At 65.3% G+C, this 18575-nt stretch carries 15 protein-coding genes; 11 read left to right on the top strand and 4 right to left on the bottom strand.

The annotated features are described in order from the left end of the window. The first annotated feature begins 121 nt into the window (after positions 1 to 121). The 11 genes from rpsA to ACP2YP_RS00380 all read left to right on the top strand — a co-directional run bounded on the left by rpsA (position 122) and on the right by ACP2YP_RS00380 (position 10508). On the top strand, positions 122 to 1828 hold the full coding sequence (rpsA, locus tag ACP2YP_RS00430; protein WP_426421704.1) for a 30S ribosomal protein S1: 1707 nt from the start codon (positions 122 to 124) through the stop codon (positions 1826 to 1828). Positions 1829 to 2012: 184 nt separating this feature from the next. After that, positions 2013 to 2993, top strand: coding sequence for a signal peptide peptidase SppA (gene sppA / locus ACP2YP_RS00425; RefSeq protein ID WP_426421703.1), 981 nt, complete (start codon positions 2013 to 2015; stop codon positions 2991 to 2993). A gap of 182 nt (positions 2994 to 3175) precedes the next feature. Continuing rightward, positions 3176 to 3481 (top strand): integration host factor subunit beta, encoded by a 306-nt coding sequence (locus ACP2YP_RS00420; protein ID WP_007598410.1) that lies wholly within the window; start codon positions 3176 to 3178, stop codon positions 3479 to 3481. Positions 3482 to 3552: 71 nt separating this feature from the next. Beyond that, positions 3553 to 3945, top strand: a complete 393-nt coding sequence (locus ACP2YP_RS00415; protein ID WP_426421702.1) for a DUF1049 domain-containing protein — start codon at positions 3553 to 3555, stop codon at positions 3943 to 3945. A 64-nt stretch (positions 3946 to 4009) separates the two neighbouring features. Continuing rightward, on the top strand, positions 4010 to 4669 hold the full coding sequence (locus tag ACP2YP_RS00410; RefSeq protein WP_426421701.1) for a phosphoribosylanthranilate isomerase: 660 nt from the start codon (positions 4010 to 4012) through the stop codon (positions 4667 to 4669). After that, positions 4666 to 5883 (top strand): tryptophan synthase subunit beta, encoded by a 1218-nt coding sequence (gene trpB, locus ACP2YP_RS00405; protein WP_426421700.1) that lies wholly within the window; start codon positions 4666 to 4668, stop codon positions 5881 to 5883. Before ACP2YP_RS00410 ends, trpB begins: the two co-directional genes overlap by 4 nt. Beyond that, positions 5880 to 6716, top strand: coding sequence for a tryptophan synthase subunit alpha (gene trpA, locus ACP2YP_RS00400; RefSeq protein WP_426421699.1), 837 nt, complete (start codon positions 5880 to 5882; stop codon positions 6714 to 6716). Before trpB ends, trpA begins: the two co-directional genes overlap by 4 nt. A 110-nt stretch (positions 6717 to 6826) precedes the next feature. Further along, a complete protein-coding gene (gene accD, locus ACP2YP_RS00395; RefSeq protein WP_426421698.1) occupies positions 6827 to 7768 on the top strand; it encodes an acetyl-CoA carboxylase, carboxyltransferase subunit beta in 942 nt (313 codons plus the stop codon). Further along, positions 7765 to 9108: a bifunctional folylpolyglutamate synthase/dihydrofolate synthase gene (locus tag ACP2YP_RS00390; protein WP_426421697.1), complete on the top strand. Its 1344-nt coding sequence runs from the start codon at positions 7765 to 7767 to the stop codon at positions 9106 to 9108. Before accD ends, ACP2YP_RS00390 begins: the two co-directional genes overlap by 4 nt. A gap of 139 nt (positions 9109 to 9247) precedes the next feature. Then, on the top strand, positions 9248 to 9988 hold the full coding sequence (locus tag ACP2YP_RS00385) for a metallophosphoesterase family protein (RefSeq protein WP_426421696.1): 741 nt from the start codon (positions 9248 to 9250) through the stop codon (positions 9986 to 9988). Between the two features lie 85 nt (positions 9989 to 10073). Then, positions 10074 to 10508 (top strand): SRPBCC family protein, encoded by a 435-nt coding sequence (locus tag ACP2YP_RS00380; protein ID WP_426421695.1) that lies wholly within the window; start codon positions 10074 to 10076, stop codon positions 10506 to 10508. A gap of 72 nt (positions 10509 to 10580) precedes the next feature. Here ACP2YP_RS00380 and trxA read toward each other — a convergent pair whose 3' ends face one another. The 4 genes from trxA to ACP2YP_RS00360 form a co-directional block, all read right to left on the bottom strand. Further along, a complete protein-coding gene (gene trxA / locus ACP2YP_RS00375; protein ID WP_426421694.1) occupies positions 10581 to 10901 on the bottom strand; it encodes a thioredoxin in 321 nt (106 codons plus the stop codon). A 69-nt stretch (positions 10902 to 10970) separates the two neighbouring features. Beyond that, on the bottom strand, positions 10971 to 14483 hold the full coding sequence (gene addA, locus ACP2YP_RS00370; RefSeq protein WP_426421693.1) for a double-strand break repair helicase AddA: 3513 nt from the start codon (positions 14481 to 14483) through the stop codon (positions 10971 to 10973). Then, positions 14477 to 17623: a double-strand break repair protein AddB gene (gene addB / locus ACP2YP_RS00365; RefSeq protein ID WP_426421692.1), complete on the bottom strand. Its 3147-nt coding sequence runs from the start codon at positions 17621 to 17623 to the stop codon at positions 14477 to 14479. Before addB ends, addA begins: the two co-directional genes overlap by 7 nt. A 220-nt stretch (positions 17624 to 17843) precedes the next feature. After that, positions 17844 to 18566, bottom strand: a complete 723-nt coding sequence (locus tag ACP2YP_RS00360; RefSeq protein WP_426421691.1) for a nucleotidyltransferase family protein — start codon at positions 18564 to 18566, stop codon at positions 17844 to 17846. Between the last annotated feature and the right edge of the window lie 9 nt (positions 18567 to 18575).

Genomic DNA, 18575 nt, shown 5'->3' with positions numbered 1-18575 from the left:
GTTCCGGTCGCAGACCCGAGCAACGAGCGGTCGCTCGAAGGTTTTGTGGACCTTCCGACACTGCACGTCCGATACGCCCAAAAACCCAACGGCCGGCAAGACTTCCGCAACTGGAGAACAAATGGCTTTGACTTCCGCTGATACCTATAGCCCCTCGCGCGACGATTTCGCCGCGATGCTCGACGAGTCTTTCGCAGGTGGCAACCTGCAGGAGAGCTCGGTCGTCAAGGGCAAGGTGGTTGCAATTGAAAAGGACATGGCCGTCATCGACGTCGGCCTGAAGACCGAAGGCCGCGTTGCGCTGCGCGAATTTTCCGGCCCCGGCCGTGAGAGCGAGATCAAGGTTGGCGACGAGGTGGAAGTGTTCCTCGATCGCATCGAAAACGCCCTCGGCGAAGCCGTGCTGTCGCGCGACAAGGCGCGCCGCGAGGAGAGCTGGGGCAAGCTGGAGAAGGCGTTCCAGAACAACGAGAAGGTCACCGGCGTCATCTTCAACCAGGTCAAGGGCGGCTTCACCGTCGACCTCGACGGTGCCGTGGCCTTCCTGCCGCGCTCGCAGGTCGACATCCGTCCGATCCGCGACGTTGCGCCGCTGATGAACAACGCGCAGCCGTTCCAGATCCTCAAGATGGACCGCCGCCGCGGCAACATCGTCGTCTCCCGCCGCACGGTTCTCGAAGAGACCCGCGCCGAGCAGCGTCAGGAGCTGGTGCAGAACCTCGAAGAGGGCCAGGTCATCGACGGCGTGGTCAAGAACATCACCGACTACGGTGCGTTTGTTGACCTCGGCGGCATCGACGGCCTGCTGCACGTCACCGACATCGCATGGCGCCGCGTCAACCACCCGACCGAGGTGCTCTCGATCGGCCAGACCGTGAAGGTCAAGATCATCAAGATCAACCACGAGACGCACCGCATCTCGCTGGGCATGAAGCAGCTGCTGGACGATCCGTGGCAGGGCATCGAAGCCAAGTACCCGCTGGGTGCCCGCTTCACCGGCCGTGTCACCAACATCACCGACTACGGTGCGTTCGTCGAGCTCGAGCCGGGCATCGAAGGCCTGATCCACGTCTCCGAGATGTCGTGGACCAAGAAGAACATGCACCCCGGCAAGATCGTGTCGACCTCGCAGGAAGTCGATGTGCAGGTGCTGGAAGTCGATTCCGTCAAGCGCCGCATCTCGCTCGGCCTCAAGCAGACCATGCGCAACCCGTGGGAGGTCTTCGTCGAAGGTCATCCGACCGGTTCGGTGGTCGAGGGCGAAGTCAAGAACAAGACCGAGTTCGGTCTGTTCCTGGGCCTCGAGGGCGATGTCGACGGCATGGTCCACCTCTCCGACCTCGACTGGAAGCTTCCGGGCGAGCAGGTGATCGACAACTACAAGAAGGGCGACGTGGTGAAAGCCGTGGTGCTCGATGTGGACGTCGAGAAGGAGCGTATCTCGCTCGGCATCAAGCAGCTCGAAGGCGACCCCTTCGCCGAGCCGGGCGATGTCAAGAAGGGCGCGGTCGTGACCTGCGAAGTGCTCGAAGTGAAGGAAAGCGGCATCGAGGTGAAGATCGCCGGTACCGACTTCACCACCTTCGTCAAGCGCTCGGAGCTCGCGCGTGACCGTAACGACCAGCGCGCCGAACGCTTCGCCGTCGGCGAGAAGGTCGATGCCCGCGTGATCCAGTTCGACAAGAAGGCCCGCAAGGTCCAGGTGTCGATCAAGGCGCTCGAAGTTGCCGAAGAGAAGGAAGCCATCGCGCAGTACGGCTCCTCGGATTCGGGTGCGACGCTCGGCGACATCCTGGGCACCGCGCTCAAGAACCGCGACAGCAAGTAGGCGAAACGCAGGTTTTGCTGACATCAAAGCCCCGGCGCGAGCCGGGGCTTTTTTGTTGTTGCCCCATCCAGGCTGCGCGGGGCCTTGTTTTCTTCAAATTGCGCCGCAATTGATGTATCCAGACAAGCCATTGGTCAGGTTGTGACGGCACAACGCCAGCGGCCTTTCATTTGGAGATATTCCGATGTCGCTCGATTCGGACATCATCGTCGATCGCCGCAGGATCCGCCGCAAGCTGACGTTCTGGCGCGTGATGGCCGCGCTGATCGCGATCGCTGCGATCGCGGGCTTCGCACTGATCGCGACACCCGGCGCGGGCGGCAGCTTCGCTACCGCAGGCTCAATCGCGCGCGTGCAGATCGATGGCCTGATCCGCAGCGATTCCGACCGCACGCGGGCGCTGGAGCGGCTGGAGAATTCGCAGGCCGCCGCCGTGATCGTTCACGTCAATTCGCCGGGCGGCACCACCGCCGGCTCCGAGCAGCTCTACGATTCCCTGACGCGCCTGAAGGCGAAGAAGCCGCTGGTCGTCGTGGTCGAGGGACTTGCCGCATCCGGCGGCTACATCACCGCGATTGCGAGCGACCACATCATCGCCCAGCAGAGCTCGCTGGTCGGCTCGATCGGCGTGCTGTTCCAGTTTCCCAACGTCTCGGAACTCTTGAAGACTATCGGCGTCAAGGTCGAGGAAGTGAAGTCCACGCCGCTGAAGGCCGCGCCCAACGGTTTTGAGCCGACCAGCCCCGAGGCCCGGGCCGCGCTGGATGCGCTGGTCAAGGATTCCTATGCCTGGTTCAAGGATCTGGTGAAGCAGCGCCGTGGCTTGGATGACACGCAGCTCGAAAAAGTCGTCGATGGCCGCGTCTTTACCGGCCGCCAGGCGATCGATCTCAAGCTGATCGATCAGCTCGGCGACGAGAAAACCGCCGTGAGCTGGCTCGAGGAGCAGAAGGGCGTCAAGAAGGGTCTGAGCGTGCGCGATTACAAGCTCGAGCCGCGCTTTGGTGACCTGCCGTTCCTCAAGACGGCTGCTGCCGTGACGCTGGAAGCGCTGGGATTCGGCTCGATTGCGCATCAAATCGCGCAAACCGGAGTCGTGCAGGCGGTCGATCGCGTCGGGATGGATGGAATGCTGGCCCTGTGGCAGCCGGCTGGGTCGAATTGACCGGGAATAAGCGGAACAACGCGAGTTTCGAACCTTTTTCCCGTCTGACGGGTAGCTGCGCAGCCCGCTTTTTCGGCATTTGTCACGCATTTTCACGACGCTCAACCTTCATTTAGCGTCTTGACAGATCACGGTATTTTCACGGAAATGGTCATCCGCACGCTTCCGGGTCCTATCTCTCGATGATCAAATCCGAACTTGTTCAGCGTATCGCCGAGCACAACCCGCATCTGTACCAGCGGGATGTCGAGAACATTGTGAACGCGATTCTCGAGGAGATCGTAGCGGCACTCGCGCGCGGCGACCGCGTTGAGCTGCGTGGCTTCGGTGCTTTTTCGGTGAAGCACCGCCCCGCGCGCGCCGGCCGCAATCCGCGCACCGGCGCCCATGTCCCCGTCGATCAGAAGAGCGTTCCGTTCTTCAAGACCGGCAAGGAAATGCGCGAGCGGCTGAACCGCGATCATCCGGATCCGGGCGCCCCGGATTAAGTCTGTCGTCCGGGCTTTACCGAACGGCCGCATGATGCGGCAGCAAGCTTGATTCAAGACGAGCGCTCGCGATGCGAAAGTTCCTGACCGCGCTGATCGTGATTCCGCTGGGCCTGATCCTGGTGACCTTTGCCGTCGCCAACCGGCATTTTGTCACTGTCTCCTTCGATCCTTTCATGGCAGCTGATCCGGCCCTGTCGGTCACGCTGCCGCTGTTTCTGCTGCTGATCCTGGTGGCCGCCTTGGGCGTCATCGCCGGCGGTTGCGCCGTCTGGTTCGGCCAGCGGCACTGGCGGCGCGCCGCGCGCCGGCATGAGGCGGATGCGATGGCCGCCCGTGTCGAACTGGCTGATCTGCGGGCCCAGACGGCCCCGGCAAAGCCCGAGGCCCAACGCCTCCCGGTACCCTCCGGGGTGGGCCTTTACGGGGCCATCGGGCGAGACAAGCAGCGCGCGACGTTGTAGAAGCGGCCCGACCGGAAAACCCGTTTCCCGGCCGCAGCTTGCGGCCTCCACCTGCTTTGAGACCATGTCCCTGCTCGTCAAAATCTGCGGCCTGTCCACGCGCGAGACGCTCGAAGTAGCGATCGACGCGGGCGCCGACATGGTGGGGTTCGTGTTCTTTCCGCCGTCGCCGCGGCATGTGTCGCTGGAGGCGGGGCGCGATCTCGGCCGCCAGGTGAAGCGGCGCGCGCTCAAGGTCGCGCTCACGGTCAATGCCGATGACGCCACGCTCGGCAACATCATGGACGCGCTGTCGCCCGACATTTTCCAGCTCCACGGCAAGGAGAGCGTGGCGCGGCTGCGCGACATCAAGTCGAAGTTCGGCCGCCCCGTGATGAAGGCGGTGCCGGTCGCGACATCAGCCGATCTCGCCGTGCTGCCCGGCTACGCCGCGGTCGCCGACCGCATCCTGTTCGACGCGCACGCGCCGAAGGATGCGACCCGGCCCGGCGGCCTGGGGGCGCCGTTCGACTGGCACCTGCTGGAAAATCTCGATCTCAAACTGCCCTACATGGTCTCCGGCGGGCTTCACGCCGACAATGTCGCCGAAGCCCTCCGCGTCACCGGTGCCGGTGGCGCCGACGTGTCCTCGGGCGTCGAGAGCGCTCCCGGCGTCAAGGATCCCGAGTTGATCAAGGCCTTCATTCGCGCCGCGCGCGCCACTCAAGAGTTGAGCGTTCGATGAACATCGCCAAACCAAATTCCTATCGCAGCGGCCCCGACGAACGCGGCCATTTCGGCATTTTCGGCGGACGCTTCGTCGCCGAAACCTTGATGCCGCTGATCCTCGATCTGGAGAAGGCTTACACCGCGGCCAAGGCCGATCCAGCCTTCCAGGCCGAGATGAACGGCTATCTCAAGAACTATGTCGGCCGGCCTTCGCCGCTCTATTTCGCCGAGCGTCTCACCGAGCATCTCGGCGGCGCCAAGATCTATCTGAAGCGCGAAGAGCTCAACCACACCGGTTCGCACAAGGTGAACAATGTGCTCGGCCAGATCATGCTGGCGCGGCGCATGGGCAAGAGGCGCATCATCGCCGAGACCGGCGCCGGCCAGCACGGTGTCGCCACCGCGACGCTGTGCGCGCGCTTCGGCCTCGAATGCGTGGTCTATATGGGCGCCGTTGACGTCGAGCGGCAGCAGCCCAACGTGATCCGCATGGAGATGCTTGGCGCCAAGGTGATGCCCGTGCAATCAGGCACGCGCACGCTGAAAGACGCAATGAACGAGGCGCTGCGCGATTGGGTCACCAACGTGCACGACACCTTCTACTGCATCGGCACGGTAGCGGGCCCGCATCCCTATCCGACGCTGGTGCGCGACTTCCAGTCGATCATCGGCAACGAAACCAGGACCCAGATGCAGGAGGTCGAGGGACGCCTGCCGGATTCGCTGGTCGCCTGTATTGGCGGCGGCTCGAACGCGATGGGCCTGTTCCATCCCTTCCTCGACGACCCCTCCGTCGAAATCTTTGGTGTCGAAGCCGCTGGCCACGGGCTCACGCAGTTGCATGCGGCCTCGATCGCGGGCGGCCGTCCCGGCGTGCTCCACGGCAACCGCACTTACCTCTTGATGGATGCCGACGGCCAGATCCAGGACGCGCATTCGATCTCGGCCGGCCTCGACTATCCCGGCATCGGACCCGAGCATTCCTGGCTGCACGAGGTCGGCCGCGTCAATTATCTCTCCGCGACCGATGACGAGGCGCTCGCCGCGTTCCAGCTGCTCTCGAAGCTCGAAGGTATCATTCCCGCACTCGAGCCCGCGCACGCCATCGCCAAGGTGATGGAGCTCGCGCCGAAGCGGCCGAGAGATCACCTGATGGTCGTCAATCTCTCCGGCCGCGGCGACAAGGACGTCCCGCAGGTCGGCGACATCCTGAAGGGCAAGACCAAGTGACCACCCGTATCGACACCCGTTTCGCCGAGCTGAAAAAAGCCGGCCGCTCGGCCTTCGTCACCTTCGTGATGGCCGGCGATCCCGATCCGGCGACGTCGCTCGAGATCATCAAGGCGCTGCCGAAGTCGGGCGCCGACGTGATCGAGCTCGGCATGCCCTTCACCGATCCGATGGCCGACGGCCCGTCGATCCAGGCCGCGGGCTTGCGCGCGCTCAAGGTCGGCATGACGCTGAAGAAGACGCTCAATCTCGTGCGCGACTTCCGCAAGGACGACAATTCGACGCCGATCGTGCTGATGGGCTACTACAATCCGATCTACATCTACGGCGTCGACAAGTTCCTTGTCGATGCCAAGAGCGCCGGTATCGATGGCCTGATCATCGTCGACCTGCCGCCGGAAGAAGACGACGAGCTCTGCCTGCCCGCGATGAAGGCCGGCCTCAACTTCATTCGCCTGGCGACGCCGACGACCGACGACAAGCGCCTGCCGGCTGTGCTCGCGAACACCTCGGGCTTTGTCTACTACGTCGCCATCACCGGCATCACCGGTGCGGCTGCGGCGGACGCCACGGCTGTGAGCGGGGCGGTCGCCCGCATCAAGCGCCACACCAAGCTGCCGGTTTGCGTCGGCTTCGGCATCCGCACCCCGGAAAATGCCCAGGCCATTGCTTCGCATGCCAACGGTGCCGTGGTCGGCACCGCGCTGGTCGACGCGCTCAAGAACAGTCTCGATGCCGAGGGGCGCGCAACCGCCAAAACCGTTAACGCCGTAGCCGAGTTGACGGCGGCCCTGGCCCAGGGCGTCAAGGGCGCGAAACAAGCGGCCGAATAGGCCACAATTCCGCTTCTGGAGCGGGCGACACGGCGGCTTGCCGGGCAAAGGCCCGGCCGCCATATAGTCCTTCAGGCGATCCCCTGCGGGTTCGCACATCGGAGCAAACCATGAACTGGCTTACCAATGTGGTCCGGCCGAAGATTCGCAACATGCTGCGGCGGGAGACGCCGGAGAATCTGTGGATCAAGTGCCCGGATTCCGGACAGCTCGTGTTCTACAAGGACGTCGAGGCCAACCAGTTCGTCATCCCCGGCTCGAACTACCACATGCGCATGGGCGCGGTGGCGCGTCTGAAATCGATCTTCGACAATGAGACCTGGTTCGACGTCGCCCTGCCCGAGGTCACGCCTGATCCGCTGAAATTCCGCGACGAGAAGAAATACGTCGACCGCGTCAAGGACGCGCGCGCGCGCACCAACCTGAACGATGCGGTCAAGGTCGGCTACGGCAAGCTCGAGGGCGCCGGTGTCGTCATCGCTGTGCAGGATTTCGATTTCATGGGTGGTTCGCTCGGCATGGCTGCCGGTGAAGCCCTCGTGCGCGGGCTCGAGCTCGCGGTCGAAAAGAAGTCGCCGTTCATCGTGTTCGCCGCGTCCGGCGGCGCGCGCATGCAGGAAGGCATCTTGTCGCTGATGCAGATGCCGCGCACCACGGTCGGCGTGCAGATGCTGCGCGAAGCAAAACAGCCCTATATCGTCGTGCTGACCAACCCGACCACCGGCGGCGTCACCGCATCCTATGCGATGCTCGGCGACGTGCAGATCGCCGAGCCCGGCGCGCTGATCGGATTTGCCGGCGCGCGCGTGATCGAGCAGACCATCCGCGAAAAGCTGCCTGAGGGTTTTCAGCGCGCCGAATATCTGAAAGAGCACGGCATGGTTGACATGGTCGTGCATCGCCACGAACTGCGTCCGACTTTGGCGCGGCTCTGCCGCCTGCTGACCAGGGCGCCGGCGCAGGAGAGCGCGTCGAAATCGGTGCAGCCTGTCGTCAGTCCGGCCCAAATCGTATCGGCCGCTGAGACGGCGCCGGCTGCGCCCCACGCGTGAACGTGTCCTCTGACAGCGCAAAGCCGTCGCTCGACGCATTGATCGGGCGGCTGTCGGCCCTGCATCAGAAGCGCATCGATCTCGGGCTCGAGCGGATGCAACGCCTGCTCGAGCGGCTCGGTCATCCCGAGCGCAAGCTGCCGCCGGTGATCCACGTCGCGGGCACCAACGGCAAGGGCTCGACGGTGGCCTATCTGCGCGCGACGCTGGAGGCCGCCGGCCTGCGCGTCCACGCCTACACATCGCCCTATCTCGTCCGCATCAACGAATGTTTCCGGCTCGGTCGCGTCGGCGGTGGCGTGCTGGTCAGCGACGACGAGTTGCGCGCGGCGCTGGAAGAGGTCGAGCGCGTCAATGCCGGCGAGCCTGCGACGGTGTTCGAGCTCAAGACTGCCGCCGCCTTCCATCTGTTCGCGCAAAATCCTGCCGACGCGGTACTGCTCGAAGTCGGCCTTGGCGGCCGGCTCGATTCGACCAATGTAGTCGATGCGCCCGCGGCCTGCGTGATCACGCCCGTCAGCATGGACCACATGGATTTTCTCGGCGACACCCTGGCGTCGATCGCCGGCGAGAAGGCCGCGATCATCAAGCGCGGTGTGCCAGTGGCATGCGCCGAGCAGGCGGGCGAGGCGATGGCCGTGATCGAGGCGCAGGCCAAGCGCATGCGCGCGCCGCTGTTTGCCGCCAACGAAAGCTGGCACGTCAATGTCGAGCATGGGCGGCTGGTCTATTCCGACGAGCGCGGCCTGATGGATCTCGCGGCGCCGCGCCTGTTCGGCCGTCATCAGTTCGACAATGCCGGCCTTGCCATCGCGACGCTGCGCGCGATCAGCGCCTTCAAGATCAACCAGGCGGCATTCGAGGCCGGCATCCTCAGTGCCGAATGGCCGGCGCGGATGCAGCGTCTCACCTCGGGCGAGTTGCTCTCCTGGGGTCCGCAGGGCTCGGAGATCTGGCTCGACGGGGGACATAATGCCGAAGGCGGCCGCGTCGCGGCCGCTGCGCTCGGCGATCTCGAGGAACGGGTATCGCGGCCGCTGGTCGTCATCGCCGGGATGATGGCCAACAAGGACGCGAAGGCGTTTCTGGCGAATTTCGCCGGCCTGACCCGTCACATCATCGCGGTGCCGATCCCGGACACCGAGAACGCGATGCCGGTCGATCGTCTTGCGGACGCGGTCCGCAGCCTCGGCATGCGCGTCGAGATCGCCCCCGGCATCGAGGCCGCACTGCGCGCCTTGTCGCGGCTCGCCTACGAAGTGCCGCCGCGGATCCTGATCACCGGCTCGCTCTATCTCGCGGGCCACGTGCTAGGGCTCAACGGCACGCCTCCTGCATAAGCTCTCGTGTCCCGGACGCGGTGCAGCGTGCAACGCTGCTCCGCAGAGCCGGGACCCAGAATGCCGCCATATGGGCCCCGGCTCAGCAGCGCACCGCTGAAGAAGCGCTGCGCTGCGTCCGGGGCAAGAGAGAACGCCAATGCGCTTTGCCGTGATTGCCGACATCCACGGAAACTATCTGGCGCTGGAGGCGGTGCTTGCCGATATCGGCGCGCAAGGAATCTCCGACATCGTCAATCTCGGCGATATGCTGAGCGGGCCGCTCGACGCGCGGCGCACCATCGAGATCCTGATGACGCTCGACGCCGTGCATGTGCTCGGCAATCACGACCGCTATCTACTCGATCGTCCCCCGGAGAAGATGGGCTCGTGGGACCGCCCCGCGCATGCGCAGCTTGATGCCGCGCAGCTCGACTGGCTGCGGGTGCAGCCGGTGACGCGTGTGTTTCGGGATCAGGTCTTCCTCTGCCACGCGACGCCCGAGGATGACGAAGTCTATTGGCTCGACACCGTGCATCCCGACGGCACCGTGGCGCTATCGCCGCTCGACCGGATCGAGCAGTTCGCGCAAGGCGTGACGCAGTCGCTGATCCTCTGCGCCCACACCCATCTGGCCCGCGCGGTGCGGCTTCGCGACGGCCGCCTGATCGTCAATCCCGGCAGTGTGGGCAGCCCAGGCTATCGCGACGTGCATCCGTTCCCGCATCTGGTCGAGGCCGGCACGCCGCACGCGCGCTATGCGATTCTCGAACGCGTTGACACTGCCTGGCAGGTCACGTTCCGCCAGATCGCCTACGACCATGAAGCGATGGCCGCGCTCGCCCGCCGCAACCATCAGCCGGAGCTCGCGAACGCGCTGGCGACGGGGTGGATCAAGTAGCTCCGCCTCGCTCCATCCAACCTACGGTTTGACTCCCTGATATGTACGCTTGTTATATGCGTACATCTCAAGGAGGGAGTGCGCCATGAGCGACGGACATGTCTGGCGAAACGAATATGCCATCGAGACGTCTGCAACTGCGGAGACGATCTGGAGCATCTTTCGCGATGTCCCCGGCTGGAAAAACTGGAATGCGGGTATCGAGCGGATCGACATTGACGGGCCATTTGCGACCGGCACCTGGTTCACGATGAAGCCGCCCGGCGAGGAAGCGCTGCGCTCGCAACTGATCGAAGTTCGCGAGAACGCGTGCTTCGTCGACGAAACGCAAGTCGGCGATCTCGTCATCAAGGTCGCTCATCGCATCGAGTCGCTCGGACCAGGGCGCACACGTATTGTCTACGCCGTCGACGCCAAAGGCTCGCAAGCGGCCGAAATTGGTTCGGTTGTCGCATCAGATTTTCCCGAAGTCCTCGCGAGCCTGGCCAAGCTCGCGGAGGGTAAGGCCGGCGAGAAATAGACCCGGGCTGCGGGCAAAATAAAACGGCCGGCGATCAGCCGGCCGTTTCGAAAAAATCTTCTGCGACGTGGATCAGACCGCGGAGGTGATCCACTGCTGCAGCTTCGCCTTCGGCGCCGCGCCGACCTGGCGGGAGGCCATCTCGCCGCCCTTGAAGATCATCAAGGTCGGGATCGACATCACGCCGTACTTCGACGCGGTCTTCGGGCTCTCGTCGACGTTGAGCTTCACGATCTTGACCTTGTCGCCCATCGCGCCGGCGATCTCGTCGAGCGCGGGTGCGATCATGCGGCAGGGGCCGCACCATTCGGCCCAGAAATCGACGACCACGGGGCCGTTCGCCTTGAGCACTTCGGCTTCGAAATCGGTGTCGGAAACCTTGCTAACGGCCATTGGAGTACCTCACTCGGTTGAAAGCGAATCGGCGCGACCTGGAATCGCGCCCGTGATCATCGCGTCAACCTATGAACGGCCCCTTGCCGGGTCAAGGACACTCACGCCGACATGAAGGGATGCCAGCGCCGCGTCCAGCGCGGGGGCTGAAATCTCCATATATTCAAGGGCCTCGGTCCAGAGCAGGACGGCTCTGACCGGCTTTTGGGGGTAAAGCCGCGACAGCACCGCCCGGTACAGCGCAAGCTGCCGGACATAGGCGGCGGGCGCCTCTGCGGCGCTCTTCGGCGCGGTCTGGTTGGTCTTGAAATCGACGATCAGCACCTCGTCCGGCGTCACCACCAGTCGGTCGATCTGCCCCGACACCAGCGCCGGGGATCGGCCCGGACGCTCCAGCCGGCCGACGATTGCGACCTCCGCCCGGCTGCCGGCGGCAAAGACCGGCGCGAAACGTGGTTCGGCGATCAAGGCGAGCACCTTGTCGGCCAGCGCGGCACGATCGGCTTCCATCCAGTCCGCGGCATTGCGGGTCATGTAGCCAAGCGCGGCCTCGCGCCGGCGCTTGGCGGTGATGTCGGGCAGAGACTGCAGCAACCGGTGCACCAGCGTGCCGCGTTGCAGCGCCAGTGCGCGCGACTGGACTGATTCGCCTGACCGCACCGCGCGGCCTTCTTCGGCCGACTGGCCGGAGGGGCGCACCGGATCGTCGTCGATGGTCTCGCGCGGCGCCGGCGTCCGCAGCCAGTCCGGCAGCGTGATCGTTCGGTCGATGGAAGTCGCTGGCGTGCCTAGCGCCACGACATCCTCTGGACGCGCGAATCGGGTCACCTTGCCGAGCGGCGTTTCTATCGTCTGCTTGTCCAGGCCGGAGCCGGTGAGCCCGGTGTCGATCAGGTCGTACCAGCTCAGCTTGCGGACGGTTCTCATGTTGCCGGGCAGGCAGCCGCCGACGATCAGACGATCGGCCGCGCGCGTCATTGCGACATAGAGCAGGCGGCGATATTCGTCCTCGGTCTCCTCGATCATGGCCTTGCGGGCGTCGGCGACGGGCTTGGGATCGTCCGCCTTGCGCCCGGCCCAGACCACGACCTCGCCGCCATTGCCGCGTGGGACGTGAATCAGCCGGACCCGTTGCGAATCCGCGGGCGATGAGGTGGTGTCGACCATGAACACGACCGAAGCTTCCAGGCCCTTGGCGCCATGCACTGTCATCACCCGCACCTCGTCGCGGGTGATTTCCATGTCGCGCTTCACCTCGGTGTCCGCCGAGCGCAGCCAGGCCATAAAGCCCTGCAGCGAGGCCGGAGCCTTGCGCTCGCAGTTCAGCGCCAGCTCCAAAAATTCGTCGAGCGCGTCATTGGCCTCATGGCCGAGCCGGCGCAGGATCCGCGCGCGACCGCCGTCACCGCCGAGCAGCCAGGCATAGAAGGCAAACGGCGTCTCCTCGCGCGCACGGATCTCGCAGGCCTCAAGGCGTCGCAGCACTGTCGCGAATTTCTCGCTTCCAGCGGCATGCTCGCCGAGCGCGCGGCGCAGCGATCCCTTGCGGTCATGGGCGAGCAGGAACAGGTCGTCGTCATCGAGACCGAACAACGGGCTCTTCAGCGCCACCGCAAGCGCGAGATCGTCCTGCGGCAGCAGCAGCGCGTCCGCAAGGTTCATCAGATCGATGATCGCGATGTGCTCGGTCAGCTTGAGCCGGTCGGCGCCGGCGACCGGAACGTTGGCATGCTTCAGCGCCTGGATCACCGCGTCGAACGCGTTGCCGCGCCGGCGCACCAAGATCAGCATGTCGCCATAGCGCAGTGGACGCCGCTCGCCTTCATGTCCCGTCAGCGTGCCGCTCTCGACCAGCCGCTTGATCTCGGCCTGGATGCGGCGGGCGAGTTTGACCTCGGGACTGGTGACGGCGACGCCGTCGAACGGCGCGCGCCAGCCCTCGATCTCCTGCCGATCATCGGCCTCGGCAAGGTCCCACAGCTCGATCACGCTTGGGCCCGCGTCAGCGAGCGCGTTGTGCAGGGGATGCCCGATCTCGACCGAATGGATGCTCTTGTAGATCTGGGGATCGCGGAAGACGTGGTCGACCGAATGCAGGATCGTGGCGCCCGAGCGGAATGAATAGGTGAAGGCGACCGGATCGAATTTCAGCCCGGCCGCGCTGAACTTGCGATGCAGCTCGCGCCGGCGCGCGTCGAATTCGTGCGGCGCTGCGCCCTGGAACGAGAAGATCGACTGCTTCTCGTCGCCGACCGCGAAGACCGTGCGGCTCAGCCCTTCGCGCGCGCCTTCGCCGGCGGTGAATTCCGAGATGATGTGCGCGACGATGTCCCATTGCCGCGGGCTGGTGTCCTGAGCCTCGTCGATCAGCACGTGATCGACGCCGCGGTCGAGCTTGTAATGCACCCAGCCCGAGGAGATGCGGTTGAGCATCGCCAGCGTTTTGTCGATCAGGTCGTCGTAATCGAGCAGCCCGCGTTCCTGCTTCTCGCGGCGGTAGTTCGCAGCGGCGGCGGTCGCGATATGAAGAAGGGCTGCGGTGCGGTCGCGCACGGTCACGGCGCGGCGCTTCTCAATCAATGGATCGAGCCGCTGCGCCTCGTTCTCGAACAGGTGAGCGATGGACGGGTGATCTTTGCAAAATTGTTTGGTGAGAAGCGTCTTGCGCGGTTGCTTCTTATCATCGGTCAGAAAGACGCCGAGATAAGCATCAACCTGCGCACCGCCGGAAAACGCCTTTGCCGATCGCAAGCAATCGGCTTGGTCCTTTTCAGTCCTGTTTCCATCATCAAGCGCAAAGGCGATGTCGTCCCAGCGCGAGCGTGGCAGGAACGGGCCATCGAGAATCTCCGTCTCAACGTCCTCGATGCGGTCGCTCGCATCGACGTCCAGCACGGCTGCCATCTGCTCGGCCGCTGCACCGGCGTCGCCGGCCTCGTCGGTCCAAGCCATGAAATGGTCGCGGCTCAGGCAAGCTTCGCGCACGACTTCCTTGAAGGTGACGTCGGCGGCACTCGCCATCGCGGTCAGCAGCGCGCGGCCGGTGACGGTCTCCGGATCGCGCGCGGCTTCCAGCAGCACCTTCAGATTGGCGCGCTCCATCATGTCGGTCTGGTCGCGCTCGTCGATCACGGCGAAGCGCGCAGGCACGTTGGCCTCGAACGGGAATTGCTGGAGCAGGCGCGTGCAGAGCGCGTGGATGGTCTGCACCTTCAAGCCGCCCGGCGTCTCCAGCGCGCAGGCAAACAGTTTTCGCGCTTCGCGGCGCACTTTTCGGTCGGGGTGAGGAATACCGACCGCGCGGATCGCCGCGTCGAGCCCGGTATCGTCAAGCGTCACCCAATGGCCAAGCGTGGTGAAGACGCGCTCGGCCATGTTGGCGGCGGCGGCCTTGGTGAAGGTGATGCAGAGGATCTTTTCCGGCGGCACGCCTGACAGCAGCAGGCGGATCACCCGCTGCACCAGCACATGCGTCTTGCCCGAGCCGGCATTGGCCGACACGAAGGCCGACGCGGTCGGATCGGAGGCACGCGCCTGCCGCGCGCGCACTTCATCCGGGATGGGGCGGGGCGCCTTCACCATTCCTCGATCCCCAGGCCGCCGGCCGCGGACCATTCCTTGATCCGGGCGAGATCGTCATAGGCGCCGTAGCGGTTGGACCACATCGGCAGGTTCAGCGAGGTGTAGGGCTGGTTCTCGTCGTCGAAGGCGCGGATCAGCGCTTCCAGCTTGGCCCGCGCTTCCGCCGCAGCAATATCCGGCGGCTGCGGCTCGTCGCCCTGCTTGTACTTGAGCTCGAGGATGCGCTCCTCGCCCGGCGGGTTGTTGCCGCTCAGGCGGACATAGACGAGCTGGCTCACGGACGAGCCAGCGTCGATGCCGCGGAAGCCGCCCTCGCGCAGGATCGCGGCTTCGAGTGTCAGTTGCGGCGACAGGCCCATGCGGACCTGCTTGCCGGTCGGCGGCTGGCCGGTCTTGTAGTCGAGGATGGCGTAACCGCCGCCCTGGCGCCGCTCGATGCGGTCGGCGCGCGCGGAGAGACGGAAGCTGCGTTCGTTGTCGAGCTTGATCGAGATCTCGCCGCGGGTCTCCGCGGTGATGGCCTCGATCACATCGCGGCGCGCCGTCTCCCATTCGCCGAACCAGTGCGCGATGCGCTGAAAGCGCGGCCACCACAGCGCGCGCGCCTCGGGCCGTTCCATCAGCGGCTCAAAATGCTTTTCGCCGATCGCGCGCAGCACGCGGGCGGGATCGGGCGGCAGATGTGCAGCGTAGGTCTCGGTGAACTCGCCGAGCGCCTCATGGATGGCCGAGCCGCGGTCAGCGGCGGAGAGCGGCATGTCGACGGGATCGAGCGCATTGAGCCGCAAGATGTGTTTTGCGTAGATCGTGTAGGGATCGCGCAGCCAGTCCTCGATCGCAGTGACCGACATTTTCAGTGGCCGCGTCGCGCGCGGTGGCCGCGGTTCCGGCTGCTTGATCGGCGTGACCTCGGAAGGCTGGTCCAGCGCGCTCGCGAACTGCACGTATTTCTCGCCGGCGCGAATGGCGGCGTTCCAGAGATCGTCGCCCGCGACAGCTTCGAGCCGGTGCAGGAAGCGCGAGGCCACCGCTGGTGCGCCGCCGGCCTTGGCGGAATGGGTGAGGATCACTTCGCTGCCGCCGAGCAGCTGTGCAAAGTCGTGGGCGGAGAGGCCGATGCGGCGCTCCGGCAAATCAAGACCAAGCTCGTGGCGCATCGGCCGGCTCAGCCAGGGATCGATCCGCGGCGCGGGCGGCCAGACGCCTTCGATCAGCCCGCCGACGATGATGCGATCGGCCTGCATGAGACGCGATTCCAGCGGGCCGTAGATCTGCAGCCGCGCGCCCGGCTTTTCCCGTCGTCGCACCGCGCGATCGCTGAACGCGGTCTGGAAGACGTCGGCGTAGTCGGACAACGTCACCAGCAATCCGCTGGTGGTACCGCCGCGCAGGAGATCGTCGAAGGCGCTGGCGAGCGCGAGGCCTTCACGTTCCTCGAAGGCGAGCGGAATGCCCTGCTCGTCGCGCGACAGCTCGATCATGATCTCGCGGTGGCGGTGCGCGAGCTCTGCGAAGTCAAACGGCTTCGATGACGCTAGACTCTCGATCGGCGCCAACGCTTTTTGCAAGGCATCGATCAGCGCCTGAATGCGGTCGAGGTGTTCCGGCTTGAGGCGTGCGCGAGGCTCGGCGTGATGCAACGCGGACACCTCGCTGCGCCACAGCTTTGCTAGTTCCTCACGAAAACGGTTGAACTCGCGCAACAGGCCGAAGGTAGCCGCCGGCGGCCGCGTGCCGCGCAAGATCGCGAGCTCCAGCGCCTCGATCGCTGTCTTCCATGCACCCGGCGCGCGGCCGAGCCGGCACAGCGGATGTTTCAGCATCGCCAGCAGCGTCGGCGGCTCCAATCCCTTTGTGGCCGCCGCCGCCGCGAGACGGGCAAACACGCCGGCGGAGGTTTCCATCAAGACGTCGCCGCCGGAATCGTCGAAGGCGAGATCCCATCGCGCCAAGGCGGCTATCACCCGCCGCGCCAGCGCGCGATCCGGCGTCACCAGCGCCGCCGATTTGTCGAGATGCCGGGCCTCGCGCATCGCAATGGCGATCGCAAGCGCCTCCATCTCGGGGTTGGGTGCCTCGACCACTGCGAGATTTTTCATGCCGCCGGCGATCTTCGCGGCGACCTCCGGCTGCTTCAGCCTGTCGTGCCAAACTTCCGTCTTGGCCGATGGCCGCATCGATTCGGATGCGAGGAGGTCGCGGCCGCCTTCCGCCGGTGGCTGGAGGAGATGGACATCGCTGCGCTTGATACCAAAACGATCCAGCAGCGCATGCATGGCATATTGCGGATGGTTCGACGCCGGATGCTCCACGAATTTGCCGAGCGCGTCGCGCACGCCGCCGATGGTTCGCCAGGCGTCGTCGTCGAGATCGGTGTCGAGCCCCGGCAGCACCACGGCGCCATGCGGCAGCGAGGCGACCGCATGCAGGAATTTTGCAGTGGCCGGCATCGAGCCGGTCGAGCCGGCCGCGATCACGGGCCCATGCGGATGCGCGGTCAGCCGCTTCGCTTCGGCCGCGATCAGGAGATCGCGCCGCGCCGCAGGCTCGATCCGGTTGATCTCGGCGAGATGGCTGGGCCAGGCGATGCGGGCGATGCGCAAGAATTCGAGCGAGTGCTGCCAATAGCGATCGAGGTTATCAGGCACGAGCCCATCGAGCGCGTTCCAGTCGACGCCGCGCGTGACCATGTCGTCGATCAGGCGGGCGAGGTCGCCGGCGAGCGCAAGCGTCGAGGCGGGCCCGCCAACCACCAGCGGCGCGAGCACGGGGCCCTTGGCCCAGGCGGCGACGAGTTGCGCCAGCGTCAGCCGTCGTTCGAGCTCGCCGAGCCGCGGCGGAATCTCGAGCGGCGTTGCGCCGGAAAACTGCTCGCCCTCGTCGGCGAAAGCGAGTTCGTCTTCATCAATGTCGCCGAGCGCGACGATGCGCGGCAGCACCACGGAATCCGCCGCCATCTCGTCGAGGAATATCTCGCGGACGACGCGCATGGCGCGCCGCGTCGGCAAATAGAGCGTGGTGTCGGCGAGCCGCGCCGGTTCCTTGCGCGCCTCAAATCCGTCGACCAGCCGGCCGTCGAGCAGGGCTGAGACGATCGTGCGCAGGAACGGAGCTGAGATTGGAACGCTGAAAACGCGCATGGGCTGCCTGATTCGGGGATCAGGCGCCAATATAGGGAGGCGGGTTCAAATGGATATGGGCTGGGCGAGATCGTCCCCGCTGTTCGCGGGGCTGGAGCAGGTGCCGTAGGGTGGGCAAAGGCGCACTTGCGCCGTGCCCACCATATTCGTTATCCGGGAATAGCTTGAATGGTGGGCACGCTTCGCTTTGCCCACCCTACGGCACCATGTTTGGAGCGGCTTACGCCACGCTCTCCAAAAACGCCTCTTCCGCGGCGTGGATGGCGTCGGGTGTGCCGACATGCATCCAGACGCCGTCGAGGCGGAGGCCGAACAGGCGCTCCTGCTCATTGGCGCGGTCGAACATTTTCGTCAGCGAGAACTCGCCCTGCGGCGCCTCGGCGAAGATCGCCGGCGACAGGATGGCCGCGCCCGCATAGACGAACGGGACGATCTCCTTTTCCTTGCGCTTGCGCAGCGCCCCGTCGGGCAGCATGCCGTAATCGCCGCGGCCGCTATAGCCGATGCTGGTTGCGGTCGGCGCCATCAGCAGCAGGATGTCCATGCGCGCGGGGTCGAAATTTTCCGCAAGCCGCGCCAGATTGGAGCGCACACCGTCGATCCACAGCGTGTCGGAATTGACGTGGAAGAATGGCGCATCGCCGAGCAGCGGCAACGCCTTGACCACGCCGCCGCCGGTGCCGAGCACCTGGTCGCGCTCGTCCGAAATGGTCACGCGTGGATGCTGGCGCGTTGCGGTATGGTTGATGATCTGGTCCGGCAGATAGTGCACGTTGACCACGGCCTCGGTCACGCCGGCGCGGCCGAGCTTGTCGAGCACATGGTCGAGCAGCGGCTGGCCTGCGACCGGCACCATCGGCTTCGGCATCTGATCCGTCAGCGGACGCATGCGCAGGCCGAACCCTGCGGCGAGCACCATGGCTTTGGTCGGTTTGACGGACATGCGTCGCTT

The sequence above is a fragment of the Bradyrhizobium genosp. A genome, from assembly GCF_049949275.1.
Classification (GTDB): domain Bacteria; phylum Pseudomonadota; class Alphaproteobacteria; order Rhizobiales; family Xanthobacteraceae; genus Bradyrhizobium.
This window is presented reverse-complemented; position numbering and strand designations above follow the sequence as displayed.

Excerpts from the sequence above, each read along its gene's own strand:
- addB (WP_426421692.1), bottom strand. The coding sequence starts at position 17,623 with ATGCGCGTTTTCAGCGTTCCAATCTCAGCTCCGTTCCTGCGCACGATC.
- ACP2YP_RS00415 (WP_426421702.1), top strand. The coding sequence starts at position 3,553 with ATGCGAAAGTTCCTGACCGCGCTGATCGTGATTCCGCTGGGCCTGATC.
- trpB (WP_426421700.1), top strand. The coding sequence starts at position 4,666 with ATGAACATCGCCAAACCAAATTCCTATCGCAGCGGCCCCGACGAACGC.
- ACP2YP_RS00420 (WP_007598410.1), top strand. The coding sequence starts at position 3,176 with ATGATCAAATCCGAACTTGTTCAGCGTATCGCCGAGCACAACCCGCAT.
- ACP2YP_RS00360 (WP_426421691.1), bottom strand. The coding sequence starts at position 18,566 with ATGTCCGTCAAACCGACCAAAGCCATGGTGCTCGCCGCAGGGTTCGGC.
- addA (WP_426421693.1), bottom strand. The coding sequence starts at position 14,483 with ATGGTGAAGGCGCCCCGCCCCATCCCGGATGAAGTGCGCGCGCGGCAG.
- trxA (WP_426421694.1), bottom strand. The coding sequence starts at position 10,901 with ATGGCCGTTAGCAAGGTTTCCGACACCGATTTCGAAGCCGAAGTGCTC.
- ACP2YP_RS00380 (WP_426421695.1), top strand. The coding sequence starts at position 10,074 with ATGAGCGACGGACATGTCTGGCGAAACGAATATGCCATCGAGACGTCT.
- sppA (WP_426421703.1), top strand. The coding sequence starts at position 2,013 with ATGTCGCTCGATTCGGACATCATCGTCGATCGCCGCAGGATCCGCCGC.
- ACP2YP_RS00385 (WP_426421696.1), top strand. The coding sequence starts at position 9,248 with ATGCGCTTTGCCGTGATTGCCGACATCCACGGAAACTATCTGGCGCTG.
- rpsA (WP_426421704.1), top strand. The coding sequence starts at position 122 with ATGGCTTTGACTTCCGCTGATACCTATAGCCCCTCGCGCGACGATTTC.
- ACP2YP_RS00410 (WP_426421701.1), top strand. The coding sequence starts at position 4,010 with ATGTCCCTGCTCGTCAAAATCTGCGGCCTGTCCACGCGCGAGACGCTC.
- accD (WP_426421698.1), top strand. The coding sequence starts at position 6,827 with ATGAACTGGCTTACCAATGTGGTCCGGCCGAAGATTCGCAACATGCTG.